Annotated in this window: 18 protein-coding genes; 16 read left to right on the forward strand and 2 right to left on the reverse strand. The window is 36.1% G+C overall.

From position 1 onward, the window contains the following. Entirely contained in the window at positions 1–513 is a 513-nt protein-coding gene (locus tag IGJ02_RS08110; protein WP_010761340.1) for an adenine phosphoribosyltransferase, read from the forward strand. A gap of 54 nt (positions 514–567) precedes the next feature. On the opposite strand, the gene IGJ02_RS08115 is transcribed toward IGJ02_RS08110, so the two are convergent. Next, the gene (locus tag IGJ02_RS08115; protein WP_010761341.1) at positions 568–768 is read right to left on the reverse strand and encodes a hypothetical protein; all 201 of its coding nucleotides are present in this window, start codon (positions 766–768) and stop codon (positions 568–570) included. A gap of 161 nt (positions 769–929) precedes the next feature. Beyond that, on the reverse strand, positions 930–1583 hold the full coding sequence (trhA, locus tag IGJ02_RS08120) for a PAQR family membrane homeostasis protein TrhA (protein WP_430601668.1): 654 nt from the start codon (positions 1581–1583) through the stop codon (positions 930–932). A 130-nt stretch (positions 1584–1713) separates the two neighbouring features. Between trhA and IGJ02_RS08125 the strand changes: the two genes are divergently transcribed. The 15 genes from IGJ02_RS08125 to hslU all read left to right on the forward strand — a co-directional run bounded on the left by IGJ02_RS08125 (position 1714) and on the right by hslU (position 16780). Beyond that, the gene (locus IGJ02_RS08125; RefSeq protein ID WP_010761343.1) at positions 1714–2556 is read left to right on the forward strand and encodes a DegV family protein; all 843 of its coding nucleotides are present in this window, start codon (positions 1714–1716) and stop codon (positions 2554–2556) included. Positions 2557–2726: 170 nt separating this feature from the next. After that, positions 2727–3623 (forward strand): SGNH/GDSL hydrolase family protein, encoded by an 897-nt coding sequence (locus tag IGJ02_RS08130; protein WP_010761344.1) that lies wholly within the window; start codon positions 2727–2729, stop codon positions 3621–3623. An 8-nt stretch (positions 3624–3631) separates the two neighbouring features. Beyond that, complete coding sequence (locus tag IGJ02_RS08135; RefSeq protein ID WP_081631809.1) at positions 3632–4315, forward strand: YpmS family protein; 684 nt, start codon at positions 3632–3634, stop codon at positions 4313–4315. Continuing rightward, positions 4312–4821: a peptide-methionine (S)-S-oxide reductase MsrA gene (gene msrA, locus IGJ02_RS08140; RefSeq protein WP_430601669.1), complete on the forward strand. Its 510-nt coding sequence runs from the start codon at positions 4312–4314 to the stop codon at positions 4819–4821. The genes IGJ02_RS08135 and msrA overlap by 4 nt, the downstream gene beginning before the upstream one ends. A 4-nt stretch (positions 4822–4825) precedes the next feature. Continuing rightward, the gene (locus IGJ02_RS08145; RefSeq protein WP_010761347.1) at positions 4826–5044 is read left to right on the forward strand and encodes a YozE family protein; all 219 of its coding nucleotides are present in this window, start codon (positions 4826–4828) and stop codon (positions 5042–5044) included. Positions 5045–5139: 95 nt separating this feature from the next. Beyond that, on the forward strand, positions 5140–6585 hold the full coding sequence (locus tag IGJ02_RS08150; RefSeq protein ID WP_430601670.1) for a S41 family peptidase: 1446 nt from the start codon (positions 5140–5142) through the stop codon (positions 6583–6585). Between the two features lie 165 nt (positions 6586–6750). Beyond that, positions 6751–7305: a signal peptidase I gene (lepB, locus tag IGJ02_RS08155; protein WP_430601671.1), complete on the forward strand. Its 555-nt coding sequence runs from the start codon at positions 6751–6753 to the stop codon at positions 7303–7305. 8 nt (positions 7306–7313) lie between these two features. Beyond that, complete coding sequence (gene ylqF, locus IGJ02_RS08160) at positions 7314–8177, forward strand: ribosome biogenesis GTPase YlqF (RefSeq protein WP_430601672.1); 864 nt, start codon at positions 7314–7316, stop codon at positions 8175–8177. Beyond that, positions 8167–8934 (forward strand): ribonuclease HII, encoded by a 768-nt coding sequence (locus IGJ02_RS08165; protein ID WP_430601673.1) that lies wholly within the window; start codon positions 8167–8169, stop codon positions 8932–8934. The genes ylqF and IGJ02_RS08165 overlap by 11 nt, the downstream gene beginning before the upstream one ends. Before the next feature lie 67 nt (positions 8935–9001). Then, positions 9002–9883, forward strand: a complete 882-nt coding sequence (dprA, locus tag IGJ02_RS08170; RefSeq protein ID WP_430601674.1) for a DNA-processing protein DprA — start codon at positions 9002–9004, stop codon at positions 9881–9883. Positions 9884–10003: 120 nt separating this feature from the next. Continuing rightward, positions 10004–12082, forward strand: a complete 2079-nt coding sequence (gene topA, locus IGJ02_RS08175) for a type I DNA topoisomerase (RefSeq protein WP_430601675.1) — start codon at positions 10004–10006, stop codon at positions 12080–12082. A gap of 56 nt (positions 12083–12138) precedes the next feature. Continuing rightward, a complete protein-coding gene (gene trmFO / locus IGJ02_RS08180; RefSeq protein WP_430601676.1) occupies positions 12139–13464 on the forward strand; it encodes an FADH(2)-oxidizing methylenetetrahydrofolate--tRNA-(uracil(54)-C(5))-methyltransferase TrmFO in 1326 nt (441 codons plus the stop codon). Between the two features lie 221 nt (positions 13465–13685). Further along, positions 13686–14585, forward strand: coding sequence for a tyrosine recombinase XerC (gene xerC / locus IGJ02_RS08185; RefSeq protein ID WP_430601677.1), 900 nt, complete (start codon positions 13686–13688; stop codon positions 14583–14585). A 226-nt stretch (positions 14586–14811) separates the two neighbouring features. Continuing rightward, entirely contained in the window at positions 14812–15360 is a 549-nt protein-coding gene (gene hslV / locus IGJ02_RS08190) for an HslVU peptidase proteolytic subunit (RefSeq protein ID WP_430601678.1), read from the forward strand. Between the two features lie 16 nt (positions 15361–15376). After that, positions 15377–16780: an ATP-dependent protease ATPase subunit HslU gene (gene hslU, locus IGJ02_RS08195; protein ID WP_010761357.1), complete on the forward strand. Its 1404-nt coding sequence runs from the start codon at positions 15377–15379 to the stop codon at positions 16778–16780. The last annotated feature ends 101 nt before the right edge of the window (positions 16781–16881 follow it).

The raw sequence follows: 16881 nt of genomic DNA on the forward strand, positions 1-16881 counted from the left end.
ATGGATTTAAAAGATTATATTGCTAGTATTCCAGATTATCCAGAAAAAGGTGTTATCTTTAGAGATATCTCACCATTGATGGCAAATGGCGAGGCGTATCGTGAAGCAACAAAACAAATCGTTGATTACGCAAAAGAAAAACGAATCGATATGGTGGTAGGACCAGAAGCACGCGGTTTTATCGTAGGATGTCCAGTTGCGTATGAGCTAGGTGTTGGTTTTGCTCCTGTTCGTAAAAAAGGAAAGTTACCTCGTGAAACTATTGAAGTAACTTATGATTTAGAATATGGTTCAGATACATTAACACTTCATAAAGATGCGATCACTCCTGGACAAAGAGTATTGATTTGTGATGATCTATTGGCAACCGGTGGTACAATCAAAGCGACGATCGAATTGATTGAATCCCTAGGTGGAATTGTTGTCGGCTGTGCATTTTTGATTGAATTGATGGATTTACATGGACGTGATAAGATTACTGGCTATGAAATCGTTACATTAATGGAATATTAAAAAAATGATCTTTACCTGGTTAAACGCCAGAGTAAAGATCATTTTTATTTTGAACTATGGATATTTTCGATATACATAATGTTGATGTTCATTTTTTTTCCTTGTATGAGTGTATCTTTTCTCATCCCATAACATAAACCATATAATAAATAGAGGGCTAACAATAAGTAACGCGGATTGTAACCCTAATGTTCCTAAGAAAATACCAATAATCAATACAACAAATAATAACCCGCCACGACGAACTGCTTTCATTCTTAATCACCTCATAATTTTTATCGAACAAACGTTTGTATAGTTATTATACGAATGTTTGTTCGCTTTGTAAAGAGATAAATTCAAAAAAAGTACTTCTTTTTTTGATTAATCAAAAAGAAGTACTTTAAATCCTTTATATAAAAGGGTTTTTATCATTTTTAAGTATAAAGTAAAATTGAAAAGAACATAAATCCTGCTCCTAGCATAACGAACAAATGCCAAACCACATGCATAAAGCGAACACTCTTCAAGCTATAAAATGCTGCTCCTAATGTATAAGAAACACCTCCAGCAACTAACAACCCAATACCTATTGGACCTAATGAATCGTATAAAGGTTTTGCAGCAGTAATACAAAGCCACCCCATAATAATATAAATAACTGTAGACACATTTTTAACCGTTTCTTGCTTATGTAGTGTTAAGGATTTATATACAACACCACTGATTGCCATCACCCAGATAAGCACAAACAATAACCAGCCCAGCCAGCCTTTGATACTTAGTAAGCAAAACGGAGTATAGCTTCCAGCAATCAATAAGAAAATCGAACTATGATCAAAGACTTGGAAAACTTTCTTCGCCCTAGTAAAAATTAAACTATGAAATAAGGTCGAAGCTAAAAATAAGAGAATAAGAGTTGAACCGTATATAGCATAGGAAACAATATGAACAGCTGAGCCCAAACGTACACCTTTAACGAGTAAAAACACTAATCCTGCAATACTTAATCCAACCCCAATCCCATGAGTTACTGCATTAAGAACTTCATTTAAAATCATATATTTTCTGGAGAATTTTACTTTTTCCAAGAAATCAACTTCCTTCATTTTAATTTGGTGAAAAATAATTCTTTGTCTGTTATAATAAAAACAGACATTCAAGCCTCAAAAGTATTTTAACACGAATTGAGGTTGTTTTTAAAGAAAGAGTGATAAAATTATGACAAATGTTAAAATTGTGACGGATTCTTCTTGCACAATGCTGAAAAGTGTACGCGATGATTTAGATATTCATATGATGCCTTTATCTGTGATGATTGATGGTGTAGTGTACGCTGATGACGATCATTTAGAAGGCGAACAGTTTATGGAATTGATGAGTACAGCAAAAGCATTACCTAAGACGAGCCAGCCGCCAATTGGCGAATTTGTGGAATTATATGACCGCTTAGGCGCTGATGGGAGTGAAGTAATTTCTATTCATATGACGAAAGGTTTGAGCGGGACAGTCGAAGCAGCCCGACAAGCTGGAAACCTTAGCTCTGCTAATGTTACTGTAATTGACAGTGATTTTACCGACCAAGGCTTGTCATTCCAAGTGATACAAGCAGCTAAACTTGCTAAAAATGGTGCAAGTGTTCCTGAAATTTTAGCTGAAATCAATCACGTAAAAGAAAATACGAAGCTATTTATTGGGATATCTACATTAGATAATCTAGTTAAAGGTGGCCGAATCAGTCGGGCAACCGGACTTTTGTCCAGCATTTTTAATATGAAAGTAGTCATGGATTTCGAAGATACAGAGCTGATTCCAGTGGCTAAAGGCCGTGGGATGAAAACATTCAATAAATGGTTTGAAGAGTTAAAAAATGAACTAAGCACTTTGTCCAATGTAAGACAAATCGGTATTTCTCACGCAGATGGATTAGAATTAGCGAATGGATTCAAAGAAGGTCTACAAGCACTTTTCCCTGATATGGAAATTCCTGTATTGCATACCAACCCTGTAATCGCAACTCATACAGGTAAAGGGGCCTTTGCTATTATGTACTACACAGACTAAGTTTTGAGCAGATCAAACTGATCTGCTTTTTTTAATAAAATTTTTTATAAATTTTACTGTACAAATGGACTGAAAATAGAGATAATTTACTTTATTAGAACGAAAAATCCAAATACTGTAGATCAGCGAACTATATGTTATTTACGATTTACGGCAAAGGAAGGGATACAATGAGATTATTTTTCAAAGAAAATTGGTCAAACTTCGCGCTCTTTTTTATCACACTTATCGGTATTTTTTTACTATTGATAGTAACAGTTCCAAAAGCGAAACCAATTTTAGGTACCGGAACTATGCAGGAAGTTAAAAGCGAAACAAAAGAAGTGATTCACTACACCGCAATTGGTGATTCATTAACCGAAGGAATTGGCGATTTGACCAATTCAGGAGGATTTGTCCCTTTAGTTGCTAAAGATTTACAAGAGCACTATCGCTTAAACGGAGTTCAAACAGATAATTTTGGGAAAAACGGTGATCGTAGCGATCAAATTCTCAAACGAATCAAAAAAAATGAAGAAATTCAAGAAGGGTTAGCGTCGGCAGATCTTATTACTTTAACAGTAGGTGGGAATGATTTAATGAAAGTAATCAAAGGAGATGTCTTTCGTTTAACTAAAACTTCATTTGAAAAGCCTCTGAAAAACTACCAAAAAGAAGTAGAAAAACTATTCACTGAAATTCGCAAATATAACCCTGAAGCACCCATCTATGTTTTAGGGATATACAATCCATTTTATCTTTATTTCCCTGATATTACAGAAATGCAGGAGATAGTAGACAGTTGGAATAACGGTACAGAAGAAATTGTTAAAGCTGAAAAAAATGCGTATTTTATACCAATCAATGATTTACTCTATAAAGGAGCAGGCGATGAAGTGGGAATCGTCAGCAGTGAAGATATAGCCTCTGGCACAGCATCAAGCAGTGAGCAAGACATTAAAAATAATGCGCTGTATGAAGAAGATCACTTTCATCCTAATAATTTAGGGTATCAAATCATGGCAAGTACTGTCCGTGATAAAATGGTAAAAACGCAAGATCAATGGCTGAAAAAAGGAAGTGAGTGAAACAAATGATGAATGAACCTGAAGAAAAAAAAGAAGTAAAAAAAGGAAATAAACGACGAAAAAAAGCACCAGAAGTGAAAAAAAGCATCAATCGTTGGAAGGTTGCTTTTATCGTCTTAGTAGCTTTGATTATCGGGAGTGTAGCTTTTGTTTTTGTAAGAGTCACTCAAGTTCGTGAACCCAATTATAAACCAGTTCCTGAATTAGTTGAAAAAGACGGGACTCCAGTGATAGCGATTCAATCAAAGAAAAAACAGATAAATGCACTAATTGATTTTTATCTTAGTGATTTTCAAAAAGGATCGGATATCACATATAAATTTTATTTAGAAAATGAAGCCATGTTAAATGGAACATTTAAGGTTTTAGGTCATCCAATTCAATTCTACCTTTATTTTGATCCCTATGTCATGGATAACGGAAACGTGCAATTAAAAGCAAAGAGCCTGTCGATTGGAACACTCGGATTGCCGATGAAGGAAATTTTAAAATTTGTGCAAAGAGATTACAAGCTACCTAATTGGGTGGAGGTAAATCCAGATGACAGCACTATTTTACTACGTTTAGATCAATTCAGAATGCAAAATGGATTATTCATACGAGCTGAAAAGATCAATTTAGTTGATGACGATATCCGCATGAATATATACTTGCCAAAAGATAGTGACAATAAGAAGGAGGAAACGAATTGAGCGAAAAAGCTATTTTTGCAGGAGGCTGTTTTTGGTGCATGATCCAGCCTTTTGATACACAACCAGGCATCTATTCTGTTACCTCCGGATATACAGGAGGACATGTCGCGAACCCTACTTATGAACAAGTACTAAGTCACACTACTGGGCATACAGAAGCGGTCGAGATTGAATTTGATCCGACAATAATGCCTTATGAAAAATTAGTAGAAATCTACTGGCAGCAAACAGATCCAACTGACGCTTTAGGTCAATTTGAAGATCGCGGGGATAATTATCGCCCAGTCATTTTTTATACAACTGACGGGCAGCGAAAAATTGCGGAAAAAAGCCGTCAGAACTTACAAGAGAGCGGACGCTTTAGCGAACCAATCGTTACAACGATCGAACCTGCATCTATTTTTTATCCGGCAGAAGACTATCACCAAGATTTTTATCAAAAAGATCCTGAACGATACGAAGATGCACATCAGAAACGAGCAAATTTTATAGAAGAGAATTGGTGAATATATGAGAAGAAGCTTTTATCACTATTTAATGACATTAAGAGCCCCTAGAAAAACTGAAGAGAGCCAATTCGCAAACGATGCAGCCAAAGATATTCAATTTCCTAAACAATCAGAAGACTACCATGAATTGTCATCCTATTTAGAAATGAATGCTGATTACCTAACCAACATGCACATTTTTGATGATTTATGGGAAAAATACGTAGAAAACAATAAATAAAAAAAGAAGGAAAGGCAAAGAAAGCTTTTCCTTCTTTTTTTTTCATGGTAAACTGGAAAACATGCAATGATAATTTTACAGAAAGAGATGACTATATGAAAAATAAAAGACAAGTACCTTTTTATCAATACATTATTTCAATAGTTTGTGTTGCTTTTTTAGCTGGCGGTAGCTGTTATATTTATTTTGATTACCAATACCAAAAACAACTTTCTAACAGTCCAACTCAAAATAGTGATTTAAAGAAAGTCGATGATCTTTATAATGAAATCGTCAATAATTATGTAGGAAAAGTTGATGAAAAGAAATTAGTTGATGGTGCGCTAAAAGGAATGACCGAGTCTCTAGATGACCCTTATTCTAGTTACTTAAATGAACCAGAAGCAGATGAATTAGACCAAAGTCTTGCTAGCAGTTTTGAAGGGATTGGCGCAACGATGACAATGACTGAAGACCTTCCTACTGTGGCCCAAGCACCAATTGAAGGTTCCCCAGCTGCTAAAGCTGGAATAAAAACAAATGACATTGTTTTAAAAGTCGATGATGAAGAAACTCAAGGAAAAACTCTTTCTCAAGTTGTTAGTAAAATCCGCGGAAAAAAAGGAACAGACGTACGTTTGACAATAAAACGTGGTGAAGAAACCTTTGAATTGAAACTCACACGAGACAAGATTCCAATCGAAACAGTTAAAGGTGAACTAGATAAAAATGACCGTACAGTCGGCTCAATCAAGATCACCTCATTTGGAGAAAACACGTTTAAAGAACTGAAGGAAACAATCAAAACATTAAGAAAAGAGGGCGCTAAATCTTTCGTGATCGATTTGCGTCAAAATCCAGGCGGATTACTTGATCAAGTAGAACAGATGGCCAGTATGTTTCTAGAAGATGGAAAAACGATTGTCAAGTTTGAGGATAAAAATGGAAACACAAGCGAAGACGTCGCTTCTAGTCAATTAGATGGCGGCTTTAAAGTTACTGAACCTACTGTTGTTTTAGTAGATGAAGGTAGTGCCAGTGCATCTGAAATTTTTGCGGCCGCTCTAAAAGAATCCGGCAATAAAAAAATTATCGGAACAAAAACCTTTGGTAAAGGAACTGTTCAAACTGTTAAAAACCTAAATGATAAGAGTGAAATCAAATTAACTGTTTTAAAATGGTTAACGCCAAAAGGAGAATGGATTCATGAAAAAGGATTAGAGCCAACTATTAAAGCTGACTATCCTGATTATGCATACTTATCACCAATTTCTAGAGATAAAACAGTAAAACTAGGGGATTCTTCGGCAGTTGTCAAAAATCTCAATGCGTTATTGAAAGCACTTGGTTATGAAGTTAGCGGCGACAGCAGTGAGTTCTCAGAACAAACTAAAGCAGCTGTCAATGCACTACAATCTAAAAGTAATCTCCCAGTTACTGGTGAAGTAGATAATGAAACTGCCGCTCAAATCGAAGCTGAGATAGGAAAAAAAATCAAAGACAACGACCAGGCTTATGAGACAGGTATAAAAGAGATTCAACACGAAATCCTAAGAAAATAAATGGAACCGGTGTGAAAAAATGGCTATAAATTTAAAGAAAAAAGCCCTTTTCACACCTATTTCTTATTTTACCCAGATAGAGATCAGTTTTCACTTTAAATTAGTCGCTTTTTCAAGTGTTTTTCCTTTATAATAGACTCAGTAAGTAAAAGGGAGAGAAAAAGAGTGGAGAAACAAAAATCTTATGTCGGCTATTTTATTTTTTTCATGAAATTACTCGTTCCTTCCCTAGCAGTGTTATTTATCCTAAGAGGTTTTATTCTGATTCCAGTTCCAGTTGATGGAAATTCCATGGAGAAAACACTTAGTCAAGGTGACATGATCATGATGGAAAAATTTTCGTCGATCAAACGTTTTGATGTCATAGTGTTCAAATTACCGAATGGCGCAATTTATATTAAACGAGTGATCGGGCTACCAGGAGATGCTGTTAGGTACGATAATGATCAACTTTATATAAATGAGAAACCAATTGAAGAACCATTTTTAGAAAAAAATATAAAAAAAGATCATGAGTCCGTACCTTACACAACCAATTTTAATTTAAGTGAGCTTACTACGGAAGATGTCTTACCAAAAGACAGTTATTTTGTCTTGGGAGATAATCGCCGAATGTCAAAAGACAGTCGCTCATTTGGAGCTGTTGAAAGTAAATATATTTTAGGAAAAGCTCAATTTGTATACTACCCAATAACACATATGAAATTCATACCAAGATAGGTGATAAAATGACAATACAATGGTTCCCAGGACATATGGCTAAAGCCAGAAGAGAAGTATCTGAAAAAATTAAATACGTTGATATCGTTTTTGAATTGATTGATGCAAGATTACCACTTTCATCAAGAAATCCAATGATGGATCAGATCGTACAGCAAAAACCACGACTGATTTTATTGAATAAGGGTGATTTAGCTGATAAAGAACAAAACCAGAAATGGCAGCAGTATTTTCAAGAGAAAGGCTACCACACTTTGGTGATCAATGCACAACAAAACAAAGGCATTAACAAAATTGTACCTGAAGCAAAAAAAGCCTTAAAAGAAAAACTTGAGCGCGAACGTTCAAAAGGTGTGAAACCGCGTGCTATTCGAGCAATGTGTATTGGTATTCCTAACGTGGGTAAATCAACGCTAATGAATCGTTTAGTTGGAAAAAAAATTGCTCAAACAGGGAACAAACCAGGTGTAACAAAAGGACAACAATGGCTTCGTTCCGGGTCAGATTTAGAGCTCCTTGATACTCCAGGGATTTTATGGCCTAAGTTTGAAGATCAGGAAATCGGTAAAAAGTTAGCCTTAACGGGTGCAATCAAAGATCAACTGCTTCATTTGGACGATTTAGCTATTTACGGATTAACATTTTTTTCACATTTTTATCCAGAGCGTTTAGTTGAGCGTTACAAACTAACACAAGAGGAAACTTTATTACCTGGAGCTGAACTTTTGATGTTGATTAGTCAAAAGAGAGGATTTCGAGATGATTATGATCGTGCTAGTGAAATGATCATTCAAGAAATCCGCAGCAGTAAACTGGGTCCATATACTTTAGATCGTTGGGAAGAATTAGGAGCTACAACAGATGAAAACTGAGTCAATTCAACAGATAAAAGCATTATTAGCAACTATCAACAACAGAGATGACGAACGAATCAAAGCTTGGCAAATAGATCAACGCAGTGGTGTTCAACAAGCTCTAGCACAATGGAATAGAAGAATTCAGCATTTAGAAAAAGAGCAGGCCTTATTTGAAGAAATGCAGCAGTTTGAAAATGATGCCCGCTCTAAAGGGCATCGTTTAATTGTTGGTATCGATGAAGTAGGGCGTGGACCATTAGCGGGCCCAGTCGTTGCGGCAGCTGTCATTCTCCCTGAAAACTTCCAACTTCTTGGCGTAAATGATTCTAAAAAGTTGTCTGCAAAAAAACGAGATGAGCTTTACGCTGAAATTCAAAATCAAGCTATTTCAATTGGAATCGGTATGGTAGATCATGATAAAATCGATGAAATCAATATTTATCAAGCATCAAAATTAGCCATGGGCATGGCTCTGGAAGATCTTTGTTTTGTCCCAGATTATTTATTGATCGATGCCATGAAATTAGATGTCAATATACCTCAAGAAAGCATTATAAAAGGCGATGCTCGCTCCATATCGATTGCTGCAGCAAGCATCGTAGCGAAAGTGATTCGTGATCGGTTGATGGATGACTACGGAAAAATGTATCCAGGATACGGATTTGAAAATAATGCCGGGTATGGAACAAAAGAACATTTACTTGGTTTAGAAAAACAGGGAATTTGCGCGATTCACAGAAAAACGTTTGCGCCAATTAAAGATATGTATTAAAAAAATAAAAAAAACTTTTTTTTGCGAATACTTATTATAACAAGTATTTGTGAAAGAAGGTTTTTTTATGGAATCAAAACAACGAACATTACTCTTTAAACTGGCGGTCTGTAGCGGGATTGGGAACTTAGGAATGCTTAAAATATTAGACTTCTCGATGAGGTATAATGACACTACAGACTTTTCTAAACAAGAAATTATTCAGATAGCTGGAATCACAACCTATCAAAAATTATTTTCAGATTCTTGGGATTACTGGACAACTAACTCAGATAAATTAAATGCATATCAAGATGCACACACATTTATCACAATTCTAGATCCAATCTATCCTTATTATTTAAAACAAATTTATAATTGTCCTGTATTATTATTTTATAAAGGAAACATCAAGCTTTTAGAAGAAAATTGTCTGTCTTTTATTGGTGCAAGAGATGCTTCTGTTTATGGAATCAATGTCGTACGTCAACTGATTCCGGCCATGATCCGTAATAATTTAACGATTGTCAGCGGATTAGCCAAAGGAATAGATAGTGTCAGTCATCAGGTTACGATGCAACATGGCGGAAATACCATTGGTGTCATTGGAACAGGCCTCGATAATTGTTATCCTAAGGAAACCGCTCATATTCAGCGGAAAATGATGGAAGAGCAATTAGTTATCAGTGAATACCCTAATGGTACAGGACCTAGGAAATATCATTTTCCAATGAGAAATAGGATTATTGCTGGAATGAGTCTTGGTACTTGTGTGGTCGAAGCAAGAAGAAAAAGCGGTTCTTTGATTACAGCTCAAGCTGCTTTAGAGTATGGTCGTGAAGTTTTTGCAGTACCAGGTAATGTTTTTGAATCTCAATCCGATGGTTGTCACGGCCTCATTCAAGAAGGAGCGAAATGTACAGTTTGTCCACAAGATATCTTAGAAGAAATCCAACTTTTTTCGATTTGACTGTATCAATCCTTGACAAACCTGTGATGAATAGATATGATGAAGTACGATTTGTGAGTTCTCTACATTTTGATATATATAATAGAAGAAACACAAAAACCGAAAGGAGCCACACGTTGAATGGCGTATAAATATCTAGTTATTGTAGAATCACCAGCTAAAGCCAAAACAATTGAAAAATATTTAGGAAAAAACTATAAGGTTGTTGCCAGTGTTGGGCATATACGTGATTTACCCAAAAGTAAAATGGGCGTTGATACTGAAAATAATTATGAGCCGCACTATATCTCGATCCGAGGTAAAGGCGATGTTATTAAAAGTTTAAAAGCAGCTGCTAAAAAAGCTGAAAAAGTTTATCTCGCAGCCGATCCGGACCGAGAAGGAGAGGCCATTGCTTGGCATTTGTCTTTCCTTCTTGGCTTGGATTTAAATGATAAAAACCGTGTTGTTTTTAATGAAATTACAAAAGAAGCGGTGAAAGCCGCTTTTAAAGAGCCACGTACGATTAATTTAGATTTAGTTGATGCACAACAAGCGCGTCGCATTTTAGACCGTTTAGTAGGATATTCACTGAGCCCAATCCTTTGGCGTAAAGTCAAAAAAGGCTTGAGTGCTGGTCGAGTACAATCAGTAGCACTAAAAATTATCATCGATCGTGAAAATGACATTCGTAAATTTATTCCCGAAGAATATTGGAGCATTGATGGTAATTTTCAGAAAGCCAAGAAAAAATTTAAAGCTAACTTCTGGGGACTAGATGGTAAAAAGAAAAAATTACCGAACGCTGAAGCAGTAAAAGAAGTTACCACTCGAATCAAAGGGAAAGAATACAATGTAACAAAAGTTGAGAAAAAAGAACGCAAACGAAATCCAGCATTACCTTTTACGACTAGTAGCTTACAACAAGAAGCCGCTAGAAAGTTAAACTTCAGAACACGTAAAACCATGATGGTTGCGCAACAATTATATGAAGGAATCGCTTTAGGTAAACAAGGTACTGTGGGGTTGATTACCTATATGCGTACAGATTCTACTAGAATAGCTGATTCAGCCAAAGCAGAAGTAGCAGAATATATTGAAAAAACCTACGGCAGTGAGTTTTCTGCTCATGGTGGGCGTAAAGTCAAAAATGCTCAAGGTGCTCAAGATGCACACGAAGCGATTCGTCCTTCTAGCGTAATGCGTGCGCCAAATGAAATCAAACAATACTTAGATAAAGATCAGTTAAAACTTTACACATTGATTTGGTCTCGTTTGGTTGCCAGTCAAATGACACCTGCTGTTTTGGATACAATGAAAGTAACACTAGAACAAAACGGTGTGATTTTCATTGCTAATGGAGCTAAAGTCAAATTCAAAGGTTTCATGCAAGTGTATGTTGAAGGTCGTGATGATGGCAAAGAAGATAAAGAAAATATTTTGCCTGATCTAGCCGAAGGTGATAAAGTAAATGCACTAGATATCGAACCAAAACAGCATTTTACACAACCACCAGCAAGATTTAGTGAAGCAACCTTGATTCGTGCTTTAGAAGAAAATGGTGTCGGACGTCCATCAACTTATGCACCAACCTTAGAAACAATCCAAAGACGTTATTATGTTAAACTAACAAATAAACGCTTTGAACCAACTGAGTTGGGAGAAATCGTCAATTCATTGATCGTTGAATTCTTTCCACAAATTGTTGATGTTCACTTCACAGCTTCAATGGAAGGGGATTTAGATAAGATCGGCGTTGGTAAGGAGAAATGGGTAGAAGTCGTTGATCGTTTCTACCGACCATTTGAAAAAGAGCTGACAAATGCTGAAGAAAAAATCGAAAAAATCCAGATCAAAGATGAACCTGCGGGCTTTGATTGTGATCTTTGTGGCCATCCAATGGTGATCAAACTAGGACGATACGGTAAGTTTTATGCTTGCAGTAACTTCCCGGAATGTCGTAATACTAAAGCAATCGTCAAAGAAATCGGCGTTACTTGTCCGGTTTGTAATGAAGGACAAGTGATTGAAAGAAAATCTAAAAAAAATCGATTATTCTACGGTTGCAGCCGCTATCCAGATTGTGACTTTACTTCTTGGGATAAACCAATCGGACGTCTGTGTCCAAAATGTGGTCAATATCTTGTTGAGAAAAAAGTCAAAGGCGGTAAACAAGTCGTTTGTATCAATGGCGATTATGAAGAGAACGTTCAAAAATAAGACATTTAAAAACCAGCGGAAAACACCGTTGGTTTTTTGAAGAAAAGAGGAAATATATGACTACTTCTGTAACAGTAATCGGCGCAGGTTTAGCCGGAAGTGAAGCTGCTTGGCAAGTTGCTCAAGCAGGTGTTCCGGTAACACTTTATGAAATGCGTCCAGTGAAAAATACTCCAGCACATCAAACTGAAAATTTTGCTGAATTGGTTTGTTCTAATTCATTAAGAGGTAATAACTTAACAAACGCTGTCGGTGTGTTAAAAGAAGAAATGCGTCGTTTGGATTCAATTATTATCAACAGCGCAGATAAAACTGCTGTGCCAGCAGGCGGAGCTTTAGCAGTTGATCGAGACACTTTTTCACTAGAAATCACAGATAAAATAAAAAATCATCCATTGATTACAGTAAAAAATGAAGAAATTACTGCTATTCCTGATGGAATCGTGATTATTGCAACTGGTCCACTAACTTCAGAATCGTTAGCAGAACAAATCAAAGAGTTTAACGGCTCAGACGGTTTTTATTTCTATGATGCAGCGGCCCCAATCGTTGACAAAGCGACGATCAATATGGATAAGGTTTATTTGAAATCTCGGTACAACAAAGGGGAAGCGGCGTACTTAAATTGTCCAATGACAGAAGAAGAGTTCAAAGCATTTTATGAAGCGTTGATTTCTGCTGAAGTTGCACCTTTAAAATCGTTTGAAAAAGAGAAATTCTTTGAAGGGTGTATGCCAATTGAAGTAATGGCTAAACGTGGTATTAAAACTATGTTATTTGGTCCTCTAAAACCAGTTGGGTTAGAAGATCCCAAGACAGGCAAACGACCATATGCTGTTATCCAATTACGTCAAGATAACGCAGCAGCTTCATTATATAATCTTGTAGGGTTCCAAACACATCTAAAATGGGGCGAACAAAAGCGTGTTTTCCAAATGATTCCTGGTTTAGAAAATGCTGAATTTGTCCGCTATGGAGTGATGCATCGTAACAGTTTCATGAACTCGCCAGAACTATTAAAACCAACGTATCAATCTCAAAAAAGAGAAAACTTATTCTTTGCTGGTCAAATGACAGGTGTTGAAGGTTATGTGGAGAGTGCGGCTAGTGGTTTATTGGCAGGCATAAACGCAGCTCGTTTGGCTAAAGGAGAAGAACCTGTCGTTTTCCCAAGAGAAACAACGTTAGGAAGCATGGCCTATTACATTACCCATGCCGAAGGGAAACATTTCCAACCGATGAATGCTAACTTTGGTTTATTCCCTGAATTACCTGAAAGAATCCGAGACAAAAAAGAACGCTATGAAGCAATCGCGGATAGAGCGTTGACGACATTAGCTAACGTAACACAAGATCTAAATCTTGTAGAACAACCTAAATAATCAAAAGACCAAAACAGATTGAACTATTTGTTTTGGTCTTTTTGATTTATCTAAACTCAGCGAACGATAGATTAAATTACGCTTATAATTTATGAGCATTTAAAGTTAAATATGAATAAATTGTTACCAAATTTGAAAATATTGATTAAATTCTGACAATTCGTTTGTTTTTTCAAAATGGTTATGCTAAAGTTACTGTGTAATTTAATGGAGGAAGGTCTATGCAGGAGAAAAATTGGTCAGAGCTATTTTTAAACTATTTGATCGTTGAACGCGGCTATTCTGAAAAAACCAAAATTGCTTATGAAGAAGATATGCTCAATTTTTTTAAATTCTTAAAGAATTCAGGCGAAGCTGATTATTTAAGTGTCGATCATTTGGATATCCGCACTTATCTAAGTTTTCTCTATGATAAACAATATAGTCGGAATTCTATTAGTAGAAAAATTGCAAGTTTGCGTTCTTTCTATCAATTCTTACTAAAAAATGAAGTCATTAAAGAAAATCCTTTCTCATATGTCCACATGAAGAAAAAACAATTACGACTTCCTCGTTTTTTCTATGCAAAGGAGATGGATGCTTTATTCGAAAGTGCTAAAGGATCCAAGCCTTTAGAGTTAAGAAATCAAGCATTATTAGAAATTCTATATGGTACAGGTATTCGAGTAAGTGAATGCACAAACTTAACCTTGCAGGCAATTGATTTCTCTGCAAATGTGTTATTGATTCACGGGAAAGGAAACAAAGATCGATATGTGCCTTTTGGTTCTTTTGCTCAAGATGCATTAAAGGAATATTTAGAAAATGGGCGGGCTGTTTTAATGGAAAAATACCATCAAGAACATGCTTTTGTCTTTGTTAACCATCACGGGAAACAAATTACTCCAACAGGTATCGAATACGTTTTGAATCAGCTTATCAAAAAAAGCACATTAAATAGTGATATTCACCCTCATATGTTGCGTCATACATTTGCGACGCATCTATTGAACAACGGCGCCGATATGCGGACCGTACAAGAACTACTAGGTCATTCTGATTTATCCACTACTCAGATTTATGCCCATGTAACAAAAGAAAGCTTACAAAAAAATTATCGAACATTTCATCCTCGTGCATAACGAGTAGAATTTTGACTAGCTTAACGGGCTATCACTACGCCTTTTAGATCTCATCAATTCAGAGCTGAACGATCCAGTCCAGCTTTTAACATTATCAAGCTTCACGAGCTAGTTTCTCGGGGGAAAGATAAAAATGAATGAGACAAAAAGTATCTCAGGTATTTTTTTCTATTTTCCAGTCGAGGCTATACGAACTCGTTCTGCTTTTAAATTAGGAGGAACTATAATGGTTGAATCACAATTTCATTCAACAACGATTTGTGCTGTTGAAAAAGATGGAAAATTTGCAATGGCTGGTGACGGCCAAGTAACAATGGGTGAATCCGTTGTTATGAAAGGTACTGCTAAAAAAGTCCGTAGAATCTATAATGACGAAGTGGTTGTTGGATTTGCAGGAAGTGTAGCAGATGCTTTTACACTAGAAGAGAAATTTGAAGGAAAATTAAACGAATACAATGGTAATTTAACTCGTGCTGCAGTTGAGTTAGCACAAGAATGGCGTACTCAGCAATCTATGCAAAAATTAGAAGCTATGTTGATCGTCATGAATGATAAAGAAATGCTGCTTGTCTCAGGTACTGGTGAAGTAATTACACCAGACGACGGTATCCTAGCAATCGGTTCTGGTGGTAACTTTGCATTATCTGCGGCTCGTGCCATGAAACACTATGGCGACAAAGATATGTCTGCTAAGCAAATTGCTAAAAATGCGTTGACTATCGCAGCTGATATCTGTGTCTTTACAAATCACAATATTATTGTAGAAGAATTATAAATGGGGGACAACGACCATGAATGAATTAAACAAAACACCAAGAGAAATCGTCAAAGAATTAGATGAATATATCATCGGACAAGAAACTGCTAAAAAATCAGTTGCTGTGGCGTTAAGAAATAGATATCGCCGTTTACAACTCGAAGAGAAAATGCAGCAAGATGTAACACCAAAAAATATGTTGATGATCGGACCAACAGGAGTTGGGAAAACAGAAATTGCTAGACGTCTAGCCAAAATCGTCAATGCGCCTTTTATCAAAGTAGAAGCAACTAAATTTACCGAAGTTGGGTACGTTGGTCGAGATGTAGAATCGATGGTTCGTGATTTAGTTGAAAACGCGATTCAAATTGTAGAAAAACAACAATATAGCAGAGTATATTCTCAAGCTCTGAAAAAAGCGAACAACCGTTTAGTAAAAGTTCTTGTACCAGGAATTAAAAAAGAACAAAAGCAAACGTCCAATAATCAATTTGAACAAATGATGCAAATGTTTAATAGTGCACAACAACCTCAAGAAACACAAGAAGAAGTAACTGAGGAAATCAAAGTGAATCGCAAAACGATTCTTGAACAATTAGAAAAAGGATTGCTAAACAATCGGGAAGTAACGATTGAAATAGATGAACCTAAAAAGACAATGCCTGCTATGAATAATGGGATGGAACAAATGGGCATCGATTTAAATGAAACCTTAGGAGCTTTATCCCCCAAGAAAAAAGTTGAACGTACAGTTACTGTTAAAGAAGCCCAAGAATTATTAGTAAAAGAAGAATCCGCTAAAATCGTTAAAGATGCAGACATTCATAGTGAAGCAATTCGCTTAGCAGAGAGTAGTGGAATTATTTTCATTGATGAATTTGATAAAATTACATCGAAAAGCCAGCAAAACTCAGGTGAAGTGTCCAGAGAAGGGGTACAACGTGACATTTTGCCAATTGTTGAAGGTTCACAAGTCAATACAAAATACGGCTCAATTCAAACTGATCATATTTTATTTATCGCATCTGGCGCGTTCCATTTGTCTAAACCAAGTGATTTGATTCCTGAATTACAAGGTCGTTTCCCAATTCGCGTTGAGTTAGATGACTTAACCGCTGAGGATTTTGTCCGAATCTTAACGGAGCCCAATAATGCCTTGATCAAACAATATATTGCTTTAATTGGCACTGAAAATGTCACAGTTATATTCACGAAAGAAGCAATTGAACGAATTGCGAATATCGCGTTTAACGTTAATCGCGACACCGATAATATCGGAGCTCGTCGCTTGCATACGATTTTGGAACGTTTGTTGGAAGATCTATTATTTGAAGCACCAGATATGCAAATGGGTGAGATTACAATTACAGAAGCGTATGTGAATGAAAAACTGAACAGTATTGTTCAAAATGAAGATTTAAGCCGTTACATTCTTTAGGATATCTCTATGTAAGGCTGAAGGAGTTCTTTTAGCTTTTTGTTTTGAAAATTAAGATGTACAGCGCAACGCTGATGACACACATTCTTTCAGCTTTTAAA

It is taken from the genome of Enterococcus sp. DIV0724b (genome assembly GCF_050531475.1).
GTDB classification, from domain to species: Bacteria; Bacillota; Bacilli; order Lactobacillales; family Enterococcaceae; genus Enterococcus_L; species Enterococcus_L haemoperoxidus.